Below are 14,490 nucleotides of genomic sequence, written 5' to 3'. Positions count from 1 at the left end.
CGCCCCGAGCGGGGCGGGCTTCACACGCGGTGGGTCAGGGCGCCTGCAGGTCGACCAGTCCGGCCAGCGCCTCCCGGTGGGCGCCCGCGGTGCCGTAGGCGATGGAGTCGGCCTTGGCCCGCTTCAGGCACAGGTGGATCGGGTGCTCCCAGGTCATCCCGATGCCGGCGTGGAGCTGCAGCGCCTCCTCGGCGGCGTGTACGGCGACGGGAGCGGCGTACGCCTGGGCGACGGCCACGGTGACGTCGGTGTCCTCGCCGGAGGCCAACGCGTCGGCGGCGGCGCGGGCAGCCGCCCGGAGGTTGACGACTTCCAGCCACAGCTGGGCGAGCCGGTGCTTGAGCGCCTGGAAGCCGCCGACCGGACGGTTGAACTGCTTGCGCTCCTTCAGGTACCGGACGGTCTCGGTCAACGCCCAGTCGGCGAGGCCGAGCTGCTCGGAGGCGAGCAGTCCGGCGGCGGCGCGCAGCGCCCGTCGTACGGCGGGTTCCGCGTCGCCGACGCGGCGGCCGGGCGCGCCGTCGAGGGTGACGGTGGCGAGCGGGCGGGTGAGGTCGAGGGAGACCTGCGGAGTGACGGTCACCGCGTCGGCGGCCACGGCGTGGAGTCCGCCGTCGTCGGCCGGGACGAGCAGGACGTCGGCGGCGGCCGCGTCCGCGATGCCCGTCAGCTCCCCGTGCAGGGTGCCGTTCTCCAGTCGTACGGTCCTGAGGGCGGCGCCCGGAGCCGCGTGCAGGCCGACCGCGAGGGCGCCGATGGTCCGCCCGGAGGCCAGGCGGCCCAGCAGTTCCTCGTCCCCGCAGGCCAGCAGGGCCTCGGTCGCCACGATCGCGCTGGTCAGGTACGGGACCGGCGCCACCGCCCGCCCCAGCTCCTCGAGTACGACGGCCGCTTCGCGATGCGTGGCACCCTGGCCGCCCTGCGCCTCGGGGACCAGCAGTCCGGCCAGGCCCATGTCGACGGCCAGGGACTTCCACAGGGCGAGGTCGTGCGGGGCGTCCGACTCGGTGCGGACGATCACGTCGGCCGGTGCGCAGTGGTCCGTGAGCAGGTCGCGGACCGCGGCGCGCAGCGCCTCTTCCTCCTCGGAGTAGAGGAGATCCGGCTGTGTGCTCATCGGGCCAGGTCCTTCCAGGCGACGTCCTTGTCGGTGCGCGGCTCGGCGGGCAGGCCCAGGACGCGCTCGGCGACGATGTTCAGCAGGACCTCGCTGGTCCCGCCCTCGATGCTGTTGCCCTTGGAGCGGAGGTAGCGGTAGCCGGCGTCGCGGCCGACGAAATCCACCAGTTCGGGGCGGCGCATGGTCCAGTCGTCGTACAACAGGCCCTCCTCGCCGCGGAGTTCGACCTCCAGGCCGCTGATCTCCTGGTTGAGGCGGGCGAAGGCGAGCTTCATGCCGGCGCCCTCGGGGCCGGGCTGGCCCGCGACGAGCTGCTGGCGCAGGCGTTCGCCGGTGAGGCGGGCGACCTCGGCCTCGACCCAGAGCTTGAGCAGCCGCTGGTGCAGGTCGTGGGAGCGCAGTTCGGGGCGTTCACGCCAGGTCCTGGAGACCGGGCCGATCATGCCGCCCTCACGGGGCAGCCGCATGCCTCCGATGGCGACGCGCTCGTTGTTCAGGGTGGTCTGGGCGACGCGCCAGCCGTCGCCGATCTCGCCGAGCCGGCGGGAGCCGGGGATGCGGACGTCGGTCAGGAACACCTCGTTGAACTCGGCCTCGCCGGTGATCTGGCGCAGCGGCCGGACGTCGACGCCCGGGTCGGTCATGTCGCACACGAAGTAGGTGATGCCCGCGTGCTTGGGCACGTTCGGGTCGGTGCGGGCGATGAGGATGGCCCAGCGGGCGTTGTGCGCGCTGGACGTCCACACCTTCTGCCCGTTGACCACCCAGCCGTCGCCCTCAGGGACGGCACGCGTACCGAGGCCGGCCAGGTCGGATCCGGCGCCGGGCTCGCTGAAGAGCTGGCACCACACCTCCTCGCCCGTCCACAGGGGCCGCAGAAAGCGTTCCTTCTGCTCCTCGGTGCCGTACTTCAGGATGGTCGGCGCCGCCATGCCGAGGCCGATGCCGTTGCGCCGCGGGTCGTTGTCGGGGGCTCCGGCGGACTCCAGCTCGGCGTCCACGACGACCTGGAGGGAACGCGGGACACCGAGGCCACCGAGGCCCTCGGGGTAGTGGACCCAGGCGAGCCCGGCGTCGAAGCGGGCCCGGAGGAACTCCAGGCGGTCGGTCGTGGCGGGGGGATACGCGGCCAGCAACTCCCGTGTGCGGCGGCGCAGTTCGTCGGCGTCGGTCATGCGGCGGCTCCGTTCTCCAGCAGTACGGCGACCCGGCCGGTGGTCACGCCGTCGGCGACCCGCTGCACGGCCTCGGCGGCGCCGGCCAGCGGCACCCGCTCGCTCACCAGCGGCTTGATCGCACCCCGTGCGGCCAGCTCGGTGAGCTGCTCGTGACAGTGCAGGACCAGCTTGGGGTTCTTGGTGTTGTACAGGCCCCAGTGGAGGCCCATGATCGAGTAGTTCTTCACCAGGGCGTGGTTGAGGGCCGGGCTCGGGATGGTGCCGCTGGCGAAGCCGACGACGATGATCCGGCCCTCGAAGGCGACGAGCTTGGCGGACTGGGCGTAGGCCGCGCCGCCGACGGGGTCGTAGATCACGTCGGCGCCCCGGCCGCCGGTGGCCTCCTTCACGGCCGCGACCACGTCCTCGCTGCGGCGGTCCACGACCACGTCGCAGCCCAGCTCACGGGCGACGGCCGCCTTGTCGGCGCCGCCCACGACACCGATCACGGTGGCCCCGGCCGCCTTGCCGAGCTGCACGGCCGCGCTGCCGACGCCTCCGGCGGCGGCGTGCACGAGCAGGGTCTCCCCCGCTTCCAGGCGGGCCCGGCGGTGCAGGCCGAACCAGCCCGTCTGGTACCCGATGTGCAGCGCGGCGGCCTCGGCGTCGTCCAGCGACTCGGGTGCGGGCAGCAGGGCGCGGGCGTCGGCGACCGCGTACTCGGCGAATCCGCCGTACGGCAGCTCGGGGTTGGCGATCACCCGGCGGCCGTCCTCGGTCTCGGCGCAGATCTCCACGCCGGGCGTGAAGGGCAGCGGCGGCCGCACCTGGTACTGACCCCGGCACATCAGGGCGTCCGGGAAGTTGATGTTGGCGGCCCGGACGCGCAGCAGCACCTGGCCGTCGCCGGGCGTGGGCCGCTCCACCTCCGCCAGGCGCATCACCTCGCGCGGCTCGCCGTTCTCGTGCACTTGCCATGCCTGCATGCGGGGCCTCCACGGGACTGCTTCGTCTGACCGGGTCCGCACGCATACTAAGCGGTCGCTTGCCGATCGGGAAACAGGTGGCACGTCACGTCACGTCCGGGTCGGCCTCGCCCGCACATGCATCCGCTCCCCCTGCGGCCCGAACAGGCTCAGGAACTCCACCGGCCCCTCTCCCGTCGACCCGAACCAGTGCGGCACCCGGGTGTCGAACTCGGCGGCCTCCCCCGCCGACAGCACCACGTCGTGCTCACCCAGCACCAGCCGGAGCCTGCCCGAGAGCACGTACAGCCACTCGTACCCCTCGTGGGTGCGCGGCTCCGGCTCCTGATTGCGCTGGGGTTCGAGGACCTTGAAGGCCTGGAGGCCGCCGGGCTGGCGGGTCAGCGGCCAGAAGGTGCGGCCGTACCGCTCGACGGGCTTCGCCCGCACCCGGGGGTCGCCGATCGGCGGGGCACCGACCAGCTCGTCCAGGGGGACCTGATGGGCCTGGGCGATCGGCAGCAGCAGCTCCAGGCTCGGTTTGCGCAGGCCCGACTCGAGCCGGGACAGGGTGCTGACGGAGATACCGGTCGCCTCGGACAGCGCCGCCAGGGTCACCTCCCGCTCCTTGCGGATCCGCCGCAGCCGCGGGCCCACGCCCGCCAGAACGTCGTCCGTGCTCTCGGTGCTCATGCCCGCATTGCAGATTCGGCAAAGGCATTTGTCAATACGGCAGTGCCCGGGCGACCGTCGGCCACGGAGGCGGTCACCATGACCGAGAGGCTTGACGAGGGCTGGGAAGCGGTCGTCGTCGGGGGCGGCGCGGCCGGGCTGTCCGCCGCGCTGGTGCTGGGCCGGGCCCGGCGCCGCACGCTGGTGGTCGACGCGGGCGAGCCGTGCAACGCGCCGTCCGCACACGTGCAGGGCTGTCTGACCCGGGACGGCATGTCACCCGCCGAGTTGCCGGCGATCGGGCGCGAGGAGATCGCCCGGTACGGCGTCCGGCTGGTCCGGGACCGCGTCGTGGACACGGCCAGGGGCGAGGACTTCACCGTGGAACTGGCGAGCGGCCGTACCGTGCGGGCACGGCAACTGGTCGTCGCCACCGGCCTGAAGGACGAGCTTCCCCCGGTCCCGGGGCTGGCCGAGCGGTTCGGCCGGGACGTGGTCCACTGCCCGCACTGCCACGGCTGGGAGGTCCGGGACCGGCCGACCGGCGTGCTCGCGACGAGCCCGCTGAGCGTGCACCGGGCGCTGATGGTCACCCAGTGGTCCGACGACGTGCACCTCTTCCTGCACCAGGTGCGGGAGACCGAGCTGACGGACGACGATCGGCGCAGGCTGGCCGTCGCCGGAGTCGCGGTCGTACCCGGCGAGGTCGCCGAGGTGCTCACCGCGCAGGACCGGCTCTGCGGGTCCGGCTCGCCTGGGGTACCTCCTCCGGGGGAGGCACGGTCCACGCGCGCGAGGCGCTGTACGTCGCCCCGCGTGCCGTTCCGCAGGACGACCTGCCCGTCCGCCTGGGCGCGGAGCTGCCCGAGATGCCCTTCGGCAGTTACCCGGTGATCGACGAGCGGGGCCTGACGACCGTACCCGGGCTGTGGGCGGCGGGCAACGCGAGCGGCTTCGCCGAGCAGGTGGTGAACGCGGCGAGCCGCGGCTACCGGGCCGGAGCGGCGATCAACGCGGAACTGCTCTTCGCCGACCTGGACGCGGCCGTCCGGGTGTAGCCGCCGCACCGCCGGTGCACCATGGCTGCATGCTGCTGATCCGGCTCGCGGAGGTGTCCCGGGAGGTCGCCGCGACGGCTGCCAGGTCCCGCAAGACCGCGCTGCTCGCGGAGCTGTTCCGGGACGCGGAGGCGGACGACGCGCCGATCGTCATCCCCTATCTGGCCGGACGGCTCCCGCAGGGCCGGCTCGGGGTCGGCTGGAAGGTGCTGAGCCGCCCGGTGCCGGCCGCCGCCGAGCCCTCCCTCACCGTGCGGGAGGTCGACGCCCGGCTGAGCGCACTGGGCAAGGTGTCCGGGCCCGGTTCCCAGGCGGAGCGGGCCCGGCTCGTCGGCGAGCTGATGGGCGCGGCCACCGAGGAGGAGCAGCACTTCCTGCTCGGTCTGCTCACCGGCGAGGTCCGGCAGGGCGCGCTGGACGCGGTCGCCGTGGAGGGTCTCGCCCGGGCGACCGGCGCGGATCCGGCGGACGTACGGCGGGCGGTGATGCTCGCCGGGTCGCTGCAGACGGTCGCCGGGGCCCTGCTCGCCGAGGGGCCCGGGGCGCTGGACCGGTTCCGGCTGACCGTGGGCCGTCCGGTGCTGCCGATGCTGGCGCAGAGCGCTTCCTCGGTCGCCGAGGCGGTCGAGAAGCTGGGCTCGTGCGCCGTGGAGGAGAAGCTGGACGGCATCCGGGTCCAGGTCCACCGCGACGGCGACTCGGTACGGATCCACACCCGCACCCTGGACGACATCACCGACCGGCTGCCCGAAGTGACCACCGCCGCACTGGGGTTGGCGGGCGAGCGCTTCATCCTGGACGGCGAGGTGATCTCCTTCGACGCGGACGGCCGGCCCCGCTCCTTCCAGGAGACGGCCGGCCGGGTCGGCTCCCGGACGGACGTGGCGAAGGCCGCCGGGGAGGTCCCGGTCTCCCCCGTCTTCTTCGACGCCCTGTCGGTCGACGGCAACGACCTGCTGGACCTTCCCTTCACCGACCGGCACGCGGAGCTGGCCCGGCTGGTGCCCGGGCCGATGCGGGTGCGCCGGACCCTGGTGGCCGGCCCGGACGGCATCACGGAGGCGGAACGCTTCCTCGCCGACACGCTGGCCCGCGGCCACGAGGGCGTGGTCGTCAAGGCGCTGGACGCCCCCTACAGTGCGGGCCGGCGCGGTGCCTCCTGGCTGAAGGTCAAGCCCGTGCACACGCTCGACCTGGTCGTACTGGCCGCCGAGTGGGGCCACGGCCGCCGCACCGGCAGGCTCTCCAACCTCCACCTCGGCGCCCGCAACCCGGACGGCACCTTCGCGATGCTCGGCAAGACCTTCAAGGGCATGACCGACACGATGCTCGCCTGGCAGACCGAGCGGCTCCGGGAGCTGGCCGTGGAGGACAACGGCCGGGTGGTCACCGTACGCCCCGAACTCGTCGTCGAGATCGCCTACGACGGCCTGCAGCGCTCCTCCCGCTACCCGGCCGGCGTCACCCTGCGCTTCGCCCGCGTGGTCCGCTACCGCGAGGACAAACGGCCCGAGGAGGCCGATACGGTGGAGGCCCTGCTGGCAGCCCACCCGGAGGTCGGACCGTGACGGTGCGGACGACGAAGCGCAGCGCGGGACTGCTGTTGTTCCGGCACACCGACGAGGGACCAGAGGTGTTGCTCGGCCATATGGGCGGACCGTTCTTCGCCAAGAAGGACGCCGGTGCGTGGACCGTGCCCAAGGGCGAGTACGAGCCCGACGAGCCCGCCTGGGAGGCCGCCCGCCGCGAGTTCCGGGAGGAGCTGGGGCTCGCGCCGCCCGACGGGGAGGCCGTGCCGCTCGGCGAGGTCGTGCAGGCCAACGGCAAGATCGTGACGGTATGGGCGATCGAGGCCGACCTGGACCCGGAGACGATCGACCCCGGCACCTTCACCATGGAGTGGCCGCCGAGGTCCGGCCGGACGCAGGATTTCCCGGAGCTGGACCGGGTCGCGTGGTTCGGTCTCGGCCGCGCCCGCGAAGTGATCATCACCGCCCAGGCGGCCTTCCTCGACCGGCTGGCGGAGCACACGGGCTGAACAAGCTCCCACACGTTGCGGTCGGCTCCACCGCGCGCGAAGGTCGAAGCAAGCCCGCTCCCAGGGAGGCCAGCCATGCCCATCGCGACGGTGAACCCGGCGAACGGCGAGACGCTCAAGACGTACGAGCCCATGGGCGAGGAGGAGCTGGAACGCCGGCTCCAGCTCGCCGAGGCCACGTTCCGCACCTACCGGACGACCGCCTTCGCCGAACGCTCCCGACTGCTGAACAAGGCCGCCGACCTGCTGGACGAGGATCTGGACGAGATCGGCAGGGTCATGACCACCGAGATGGGCAAGCCGGTCAAGCAGGCCCGCGCGGAGGCCGCGAAATGCGCCAGGGCGATGCGCTGGTACGCCGAACGCGCCGAGGGGCTGCTGGCCGACGAGGAGCCGCCCGAGTCGGACGTGGCGGACTCGGGCGCCTCCCGGGTCCGGGTCCGCTACCGGCCGATCGGCGCCGTCCTCGCCGTGATGCCGTGGAACTTCCCGCTCTGGCAGGTGGTCCGCTTCGCCGCGCCCGCGCTGATGGCCGGCAACGTGGGCCTGCTCAAGCACGCCTCGAACGTCCCCCAGACCGCCCTGTACCTGGAGGACCTGTTCCACCGGGCGGGCTTCAAGGAGGGCTGCTTCCAGACTCTGCTGATCGGCTCGGGAGCGGTCGACGCCGTCCTGCGCGACGAGCGGGTGAAGGCGGCGACGCTCACGGGCAGCGAGCCGGCCGGACGCGCCGTCGCCGCCACCTCCGGCGAGATGATCAAGAAGACGGTGCTGGAGCTGGGCGGCAGCGACCCCTATGTCGTCATGCCGTCCGCCGATCTCGACCGGGCGGCACAGGTCGCCGTGACCGCCCGGGTGCAGAACAACGGGCAGTCGTGCATCGCGGCCAAGCGGTTCATCGTGCACACCGACGCGTACGACGCCTTCACCGAGAAGTTCGTCGCGGGCATGAAGGCGCTCAGGATCGGCGACCCCCTGGAGGAGGACACCGAGATCGGACCGCTCGCCAGCGAGCAGGGGCGGGCTGACCTGGAGGAACTGGTCGACGACGCGAAGCGCAGTGGGGCGCAGGTGCTGTGCGGCGGGCAGCGCCCCGACGGGCCGGGCTGGTTCTACCCGCCGACCGTGCTGGCGGGCATCACCCGGGAGATGCGCATCCATCGCGAGGAGGCGTTCGGGCCGGTCGCCACGCTGTACCGGGCCGAGGACCTGGACGAGGCGGTACTGATCGCCAATGACTCCCCCTTCGGGCTGAGTTCGAACGTGTGGACGCGGGACGACGACGAGGTGGAGCGGTTCGCGCGGGACCTGGAGGCGGGCGGCGTGTACGTCAACGGGATGACCGCCTCCCACCCGGCGTTCCCGTTCGGCGGTGTGAAGCGGTCCGGGTACGGGCGTGAGCTGTCCGGGCACGGAATCCGGGAGTTCTGCAACATCACCACGGTTTGGCAGGGTGCGTGAGGGCTGCGCGGCTACCATCCCGTTTGTGAACCGCGAAGTGACCCTGCCTCTGATCGTCGACGACCGCGGTACCTTGCAGGTGTCTGCGGCCGACGTGAGTAAGTTGTTGCGGACCGTGGGTGGGCGGTGGCTGCACCTTGTCGAGGCCGGGGAGCAGGGGCTCGACGAGCATACGGTCGCCGCGCTGACCATTGAGCTGGCGAAGCTCGCGGATCGTATCGACGTGGCCTGCATCGCGCACAGCAGTGGAGCGCCGTAGGGGTTCGCGTGCGCTTCCGGCTGCGGGTACGCCATGGCTTCTCGCGCAGTTCCCCGCGCCCCTAGGCGGTCTCCCCCAGCGTTGCCCAGAACATTGCCTCGTACGACTGCAGGAGACGGCCGTGGCGGTGCGCGGCTGCCTCGTCGAGGCGGCCGGTCTCCAGGGCCGTCTGTACCGCTGCCGTCGCCTGGGCGTCCAGGTCGGGGGCCGGAGCCGCGAAGAAGTCGAAGAAGGCGCAGGCCTCGTCCGGAAAGCCGTAGTGGCGGCGCAGGCCTTCGGCGATGCGGGCGCAATAGCCGCCCCACTCCGAGAAGTTGGCGGTGAGGGCCAGGATCACGTCCGCCGGGGAGGCGTGGAGGGCCAGCCAGGACACGTAGGCGGGGTAGGCCTGGCAGCCGGGCAGAGGCTCGTAGGTGCGCGTCCGCTCCCCGGTCACTCCGCACGCCTCGGCGAACGCGGGCAGCCGCTCCCCCGCCAGCGTCTCGCCCTCGGCGAGCGAGGTGAAGAAGGCGGCCGCGGTGGGGGTGTCGGCCGCGCGTTCCGCCAGATGCAGGAAGGAACGGTGGTCCGCGGGAATCACCCACTGCTGTTCCAGGGCCAGGGCGGCGAGCGTTGCGCGGCTCGCCCCGCCTCGGGCGATCAGCGGGACGAGCCGGTTGGCACGGGAGTCCGGGGCGAGTTGCGCGGTCGTCGAGGCCAGCAGTTCAGCGGCCGAGAGCGTCATCTGATCCTCCTGCGGGGGCTACGGGCTCCGGATCCGATCCCTACCCGTCGTCCCCGATTCGGAGTAATCCGACGAGAGATCGTCGCCCCCTCGGGTGAACCTGGGTGGACCACCTTTCTGACCGGCGGGCGCAGGTCTGCCGGACGGCGAAAGCAGGGACGGCTCATGGCGACTTTGTGCAGACCCTCGGTGTCCGTACCCGAACATGTGATCACGATGGAGGAGACGCTGGAGCTCGCACGCGAGCACCACGCCGACCACCCGCAGCTCCCGCTGGCCCTCCGACTGATCGAGAACACGGGCGTCCGCACCCGGCACATCGTGCAGCCCATCGAGGAGACCCTGAAGCACCCGGGGTTCGAGGACCGCAACAAGCTCTACGAGGCCGAGGCGAAGGCCCGCGTCCCCGCGGTGATCCAGCGGGCGCTCGACGAAGCCGAGCTTCTGACCGCCGACATCGATGTCATCATCTACGTGTCCTGCACGGGCTTCATGATGCCCTCGCTGACCGCGTGGCTGATCAACGAGATGGACTTCTCGTCCACCACCCGTCAGCTCCCCATAGCCCAGCTGGGCTGTGCGGCCGGCGGCGCGGCCATCAACCGGGCCCACGACTTCTGCGCGGCCTATCCGGAGAGCAACGTCCTGATCGTGGCCTGCGAGTTCTGCTCGCTGTGCTACCAGCCCACCGACCTCGGCGTCGGCTCGCTGCTGTCCAACGGCCTGTTCGGCGACGGCATCGCCGCGGCCGTGGTGCGCGGCCGCGGCGGCACGGGCGTGCAACTGGAGCGCAACGGCTCGTACCTGATCCCCAAGACCGAGGACTGGATCGCGTACGACGTCCGGGCCACCGGCTTCCACTTCCTGCTGGACAAGCGGGTGCCAACCACCATGGAGCCGCTCGCCCCGGCGCTCCAGGAGCTCGCGGGATCCCACGGGTGGGACGCCGCCGACCTGGACTTCTACATCATCCACGCGGGCGGGCCCCGAATACTCGACGACCTCAGCAAGTTCCTGCAGGTCGACCCGCACGCGTTCCGGTTCAGCCGAGCCACGCTCACCGAGTACGGCAACATCGCCAGCGCCGTCGTCCTGGACGCGCTGCGCCGGCTCTTCGACGAGGGCGGTGCCGAGCACCGGGCGCGCGGGCTGCTGGCCGGGTTCGGTCCCGGTATCACCGCCGAGATGACCGTGGGCCGCTGGGTCCAGGACGGCGAGAAGAGACGATGAGCGAAGAGACCCTCACCGAGACCCTGCCCCCGATCCGGCACTGGCCGGCCGTCCACCTCTCCGGGACGGACTTCGACCCGGTGCTCACCGAGCTGATGAGCGAGGGCCCGGTCACCCGCATCCAGCTGCCCAACGGCGAGGGCTGGGCATGGCTGGTCACCCGGTACGACGATGTGCGCAGGGTGGCCAACGACCCCCGCTTCGGCCGCGAGGCGGTCCTGGACAGGCAGGTGACCCGGGTCGCCCCGCACTTCATCCCGGACCGTGGCGCGGTCGGCTTCCTGGACCCGCCCGACCACACCCGGCTGCGCCGCTCGGTCGCCCCCGCGTTCACCGCGAAGGGCGTCGAGCGGGTCCGGGACGAGGCGCGCGGCATGCTGGACGACCTGGTAGGCGAACTCCTCCAGGACGGCCCGCCCGCCGACCTCACCAGTGCGGTGCTCAGCCCCTTCCCGATCGCGGTGATCTGCGAGCTGCTGGGTGTGCCGCCGGCCGACCGGCACAGCATGCACACCTGGACGCAGCTGATCCTGTCCTCCTCGCACGGCAAGGAGGTCAGTGAGAAGGCCAAGCGCGAGATGAGCGCCTACTTCTCCGACCTCGTACGGCTGCGCGAGGGCAGCACGGCCGAGGACGTCACCTCGCTGCTCGGCGCCGCCGTGGGCCGGGGCGAGGTCACCCTGGAGGAGGCCGTCGGTCTCACCGTCCTCCTCCAGATCGGCGGCGAGGCGGTCACCAACAACAGCGGGCAGATGTTCTACCTGCTGCTGACCCGCCCCGACCTGGCCAGGCGGCTGCGCTCCGACCCGGAGATCCGCCCCCGGGCGATCGACGAACTGCTGCGGTACATCCCGCACCGCAGCGCCGTCGGCCTCTCCCGGATCGCCCTGGAGGACGTGGAGATCAGGGGCGTACGGATCCGCGCGGGCGATCCGGTCTACGTCTCCTACCTGGCCGCCAACCGCGACCCGGACGTCTTCTGCGACCCGGAGACCATCGACTTCTCCCGCAGCCCCAACCCGCATGTGGCGTTCGGCTTCGGCCCGCACTACTGCCCGGGCGGCCAGCTCGCCCGGCTGGAGTCCGAGCTGCTGGTCGACGCCCTGCTGGACCGGGTACCGGGCCTGAAGCTCGCCGTGTCGCCCGGTCAGGTGCCCTTCAGGAAGGGCGCGTTGATCCGCGGGCCCGAGGCCCTTCCCGTGACGTGGTGAGCGGCAGATGACGACGACCGAAGGGCTGCTCGTACCGCCGGGCCACGGCCGCGTCGTCGCGACGCCCGCCCAGCGTGTGACCTTCAAGGTCACGGGCACCCACTCACGGACGGCCTCCACCTTCGAGGTGGAGGTCCCGCCGGGCTTCGACGTCGGCGCCCATGTGCACACGCGCAGCGAGGAGTTGTTCTACGTCCTCGAAGGCGAACTGGACGTGCTCGCCTTCGAGCCGCGCATCCGCACGCCCGACAACTGGCAGAAGTGGGAGTCGAGTTCGGGCAGCCGGGTGGTCCGCGCGACGCCGGGCACGGTCATCGTCGTACCCCCGGGCTGCCCTCACGCGTTCGCGAACCCGACGGAGACACCGACGAAGATGTTCTTCCAGGCATCCCCGCCGCCGGACCACGAGCGCTACTTCGAGGAGCTGCTGGAGATCCTCGGCACCGACGGCCCGCCCGACCACGCCGCCATCGAGGCGTTGCGGAGGCGGTACGACATCGAGCAGCTGACGCCGCTCAGACATCGTTAACGGATGGGCATTCCCGACAGCGTACGGGCGATCACCAGGCGCTGGATCTCGCTCGTGCCTTCGAAGATCGTGTAGATCGCCGCGTCCCGGTGCATGCGCTCCACCGGGTACTCCCTGGTGTAACCGTTGCCGCCCAGAATCTGGATCGCCTGGGCGGTGACCTTCTTCGCGGTCTCGCTGGCGAACAGCTTGGACATCGAGCCCTCGGCCGCGGTGAACGGCTTGCCGTTGACCGCCATCCAGGAGGCCCGCCAGACGAGCAGCCGGGCGGCGTCGATCTGCGTGCGCATGTCCGCGAGCTGGAAAGCGACCCCCTGGTTGTCGATGATGTGCCGCCCGAACTGCTCACGTGTCGTCGCGTAGTCGAGAGCCACCTCGTACGCGGCCCGGGCCGTGCCCACCGCCATCGCACCGACGGCCGGGCGGGACGCCTCGAACGTGGCCATGGCCGCGTTCTTCACCCGCTCGCCTCCCGACCTGGCCCGCTCGTGGGCACGCGCCAGCCGCTCGTCCAGCTTCTCCTTGCCCCCGAGCAGGCAGGAGCCGGGGACGCGGACGTTGTCGAGGATGACCTCGGCGGTGTGCGAGGCGCGGATGCCGTGCTTCTTGAACTTCTGGCCCTGGGCGAGGCCCGGCGTGCCGGGCGGGACGATGAACGAGGCATGGCCCTTGGAACCCAGCTCCGGGTCCACGACGGCGACGACGACGTGGACGTTGGCGATGCCACCGTTGGTCGCCCAGGTCTTCGTGCCGTTGATCACCCACTCGTCCTTGGCCTCGTCGTACACGGCACGCGTGCGCATGGACGCGACGTCGGAGCCGGCGTCGGGCTCGGAGGAGCAGAACGCGGCGACCTTGACGTCGCTCGCGTCGCCGTACATCTGGGGTATCCAGGTGCCGATCTGCTCCTCGGTTCCGTTGGCGAGAACGCCCACGGCGGCGAGGCCGGTGCCCACAATGGAGAGGGCGATGCCCGCGTCGCCCCAGAACAGCTCCTCCATGGCCATCGGAATACCGAGGCCGGTGGGGTCGAAGTACTGCTGCGCGTAGAAGTCGAGGGAGTAGATGCCGACCTTCGCGGCCTCCTGGATGACCGGCCAGGGAGTCTCCTCACGCTCGTCCCACTCGGCGGCCGCGGGGCGGATCACATCGGCGGCGAAGCCGTGCAGCCAGTCCCGGACTTCCCTCTGTTCGTCGTTGAGCTCCATGGTGAACTCGGCCATGTCCCCTCCAGCGGCGGCACGTGCGGTGTTACTAGCGGTAACCCCGAGTCTGTTACCGACCGGTAGGAAAAGTCAACTCCCGATGACGTCTCGGCCTCCCGTTCGATGTCAGGGGCGTGGACAGTGTTAGTTTGCGCAGGCGTCACCGAATCAGCACGGGTGGGGAGAGCTCATGGACACCACGCAGCGGACCGATCAGCAGCGGTCCGCCGACCGCCGACGGCGCGAGCTGCTGGAGGCCGCCGACCGGGTGGTGCTGCGCGACGGCCCGCAGGCGTCGATGAACGCCATCGCCGCGGAAGCGGGTATCACGAAGCCGATCCTCTACCGCCACTTCGGCGACAAGGGCGGGCTTTACGCGGCTTTGGCCAAGCGGCACACGGACGCGCTGCTGGACTCGCTCCGGGCCGCGCTCGACGCTCCGGCCGAGCGGCGGGAGCGGGTGGAGTCCACGCTGGACACCTACCTCGCGGCGATCGAGGCACGACCCCAGGTGTATCGGTTCCTCATGCATCCGGCGGAGGGCAGCACGGGCGGCGACCACGGGTTCGACGTCGGCAAGCACAGTGCGCCGCTGCTCCGGCGGATGGGCGAGGAGCTGGCCCAGGTCATCGAGGACCGGCTGGACCTCGGGCCCGGCAGTCAGCAGCTGGCGCGGGTGTGGGGGCACGGGATCGTCGGGATGATGCATGCGGCGGGCGACTGGTGGCTGGGTGAGCGGCCGTGCACCCGTGCCGAGTTGGTGCGGTCTCTCGCCGATCTCCTGTGGGGACGGCTCGCGGCGGCCGGGGACAAGATGGGCGGTCCGGGATTCTGACGGCCGAATCCCGGCTGCGGGCACAG

At 71.8% G+C, this 14,490-nt stretch carries 14 protein-coding genes and 1 pseudogene; 9 read left to right on the top strand and 6 right to left on the bottom strand.

Annotated features, from left to right (window positions below; translation table 11 throughout):
- Positions 1-34: 34 nt before the first annotated feature.
- From ABZ471_RS11675 to ABZ471_RS11660, 4 genes are all read right to left on the bottom strand, one after another.
- Complete coding sequence (locus ABZ471_RS11675; protein ID WP_359065038.1) at positions 35-1,117, bottom strand: acyl-CoA dehydrogenase family protein; 1,083 nt, start codon at positions 1,115-1,117, stop codon at positions 35-37.
- On the bottom strand, positions 1,114-2,295 hold the full coding sequence (locus ABZ471_RS11670) for an acyl-CoA dehydrogenase family protein (protein WP_359065036.1): 1,182 nt from the start codon (positions 2,293-2,295) through the stop codon (positions 1,114-1,116). Before ABZ471_RS11670 ends, ABZ471_RS11675 begins: the two co-directional genes overlap by 4 nt.
- Positions 2,292-3,263: an NADPH:quinone oxidoreductase family protein gene (locus ABZ471_RS11665; protein WP_359065034.1), complete on the bottom strand. Its 972-nt coding sequence runs from the start codon at positions 3,261-3,263 to the stop codon at positions 2,292-2,294. Before ABZ471_RS11665 ends, ABZ471_RS11670 begins: the two co-directional genes overlap by 4 nt.
- A gap of 90 nt (positions 3,264-3,353) precedes the next feature.
- Positions 3,354-3,935, bottom strand: a complete 582-nt coding sequence (locus ABZ471_RS11660) for an XRE family transcriptional regulator (protein ID WP_359065032.1) — start codon at positions 3,933-3,935, stop codon at positions 3,354-3,356.
- A 78-nt stretch (positions 3,936-4,013) separates the two neighbouring features.
- Here ABZ471_RS11660 and ABZ471_RS11655 point away from each other — a divergent pair.
- From ABZ471_RS11655 to ABZ471_RS11635, 5 genes and pseudogenes are all read left to right on the top strand, one after another.
- Positions 4,014-4,972 (top strand): annotated as a pseudogene (locus tag ABZ471_RS11655) (NAD(P)/FAD-dependent oxidoreductase).
- 29 nt (positions 4,973-5,001) lie between these two features.
- Positions 5,002-6,540, top strand: coding sequence for an ATP-dependent DNA ligase (locus ABZ471_RS11650; RefSeq protein ID WP_359065030.1), 1,539 nt, complete (start codon positions 5,002-5,004; stop codon positions 6,538-6,540).
- Positions 6,537-7,010 carry an NUDIX domain-containing protein gene (locus tag ABZ471_RS11645; protein ID WP_359065028.1) on the top strand — a complete coding sequence of 158 codons (474 nt, stop codon included), beginning with the start codon at positions 6,537-6,539 and terminating at the stop codon, positions 7,008-7,010. The genes ABZ471_RS11650 and ABZ471_RS11645 overlap by 4 nt, the downstream gene beginning before the upstream one ends.
- Before the next feature lie 75 nt (positions 7,011-7,085).
- Positions 7,086-8,471: an NADP-dependent succinic semialdehyde dehydrogenase gene (locus ABZ471_RS11640; protein ID WP_359065025.1), complete on the top strand. Its 1,386-nt coding sequence runs from the start codon at positions 7,086-7,088 to the stop codon at positions 8,469-8,471.
- 25 nt (positions 8,472-8,496) lie between these two features.
- On the top strand, positions 8,497-8,730 hold the full coding sequence (locus ABZ471_RS11635) for a DUF6213 family protein (RefSeq protein ID WP_359065023.1): 234 nt from the start codon (positions 8,497-8,499) through the stop codon (positions 8,728-8,730).
- Between the two features lie 61 nt (positions 8,731-8,791).
- On the opposite strand, the gene ABZ471_RS11630 is transcribed toward ABZ471_RS11635, so the two are convergent.
- Entirely contained in the window at positions 8,792-9,454 is a 663-nt protein-coding gene (locus ABZ471_RS11630; RefSeq protein ID WP_359065021.1) for a transcriptional regulator, read from the bottom strand.
- Between the two features lie 165 nt (positions 9,455-9,619).
- On the opposite strand from ABZ471_RS11630, the gene ABZ471_RS11625 reads away from it, so the two are divergent.
- Genes ABZ471_RS11625 through ABZ471_RS11615 form a run of 3 tightly spaced genes read left to right on the top strand, consistent with a single transcriptional unit; the run spans position 9,620 to position 12,424 of the window.
- On the top strand, positions 9,620-10,684 hold the full coding sequence (locus ABZ471_RS11625; RefSeq protein WP_359065019.1) for a type III polyketide synthase: 1,065 nt from the start codon (positions 9,620-9,622) through the stop codon (positions 10,682-10,684).
- Positions 10,681-11,895 (top strand): cytochrome P450, encoded by a 1,215-nt coding sequence (locus ABZ471_RS11620; RefSeq protein WP_359065017.1) that lies wholly within the window; start codon positions 10,681-10,683, stop codon positions 11,893-11,895. The genes ABZ471_RS11625 and ABZ471_RS11620 overlap by 4 nt, the downstream gene beginning before the upstream one ends.
- 7 nt (positions 11,896-11,902) lie before the next feature.
- Positions 11,903-12,424: a cupin domain-containing protein gene (locus ABZ471_RS11615; protein WP_359065015.1), complete on the top strand. Its 522-nt coding sequence runs from the start codon at positions 11,903-11,905 to the stop codon at positions 12,422-12,424.
- Here the strand turns inward: ABZ471_RS11615 and ABZ471_RS11610 are convergent.
- Positions 12,421-13,647, bottom strand: coding sequence for an acyl-CoA dehydrogenase family protein (locus ABZ471_RS11610; RefSeq protein WP_359065013.1), 1,227 nt, complete (start codon positions 13,645-13,647; stop codon positions 12,421-12,423). The genes ABZ471_RS11615 and ABZ471_RS11610 overlap by 4 nt on opposite strands.
- A 172-nt stretch (positions 13,648-13,819) precedes the next feature.
- On the opposite strand from ABZ471_RS11610, the gene ABZ471_RS11605 reads away from it, so the two are divergent.
- Positions 13,820-14,464 carry a TetR family transcriptional regulator gene (locus ABZ471_RS11605; RefSeq protein ID WP_359065011.1) on the top strand — a complete coding sequence of 215 codons (645 nt, stop codon included), beginning with the start codon at positions 13,820-13,822 and terminating at the stop codon, positions 14,462-14,464.
- The last annotated feature ends 26 nt before the right edge of the window (positions 14,465-14,490 follow it).

Source organism: Streptomyces sp. NPDC005728, assembly GCF_040630895.1.
In the GTDB taxonomy this organism is placed as follows: Bacteria; Actinomycetota; Actinomycetes; order Streptomycetales; family Streptomycetaceae; genus Streptomyces.
The sequence above is the reverse complement of the archived record's forward strand: the minus strand, read 5'-3'. Positions and strand labels throughout refer to the sequence as shown.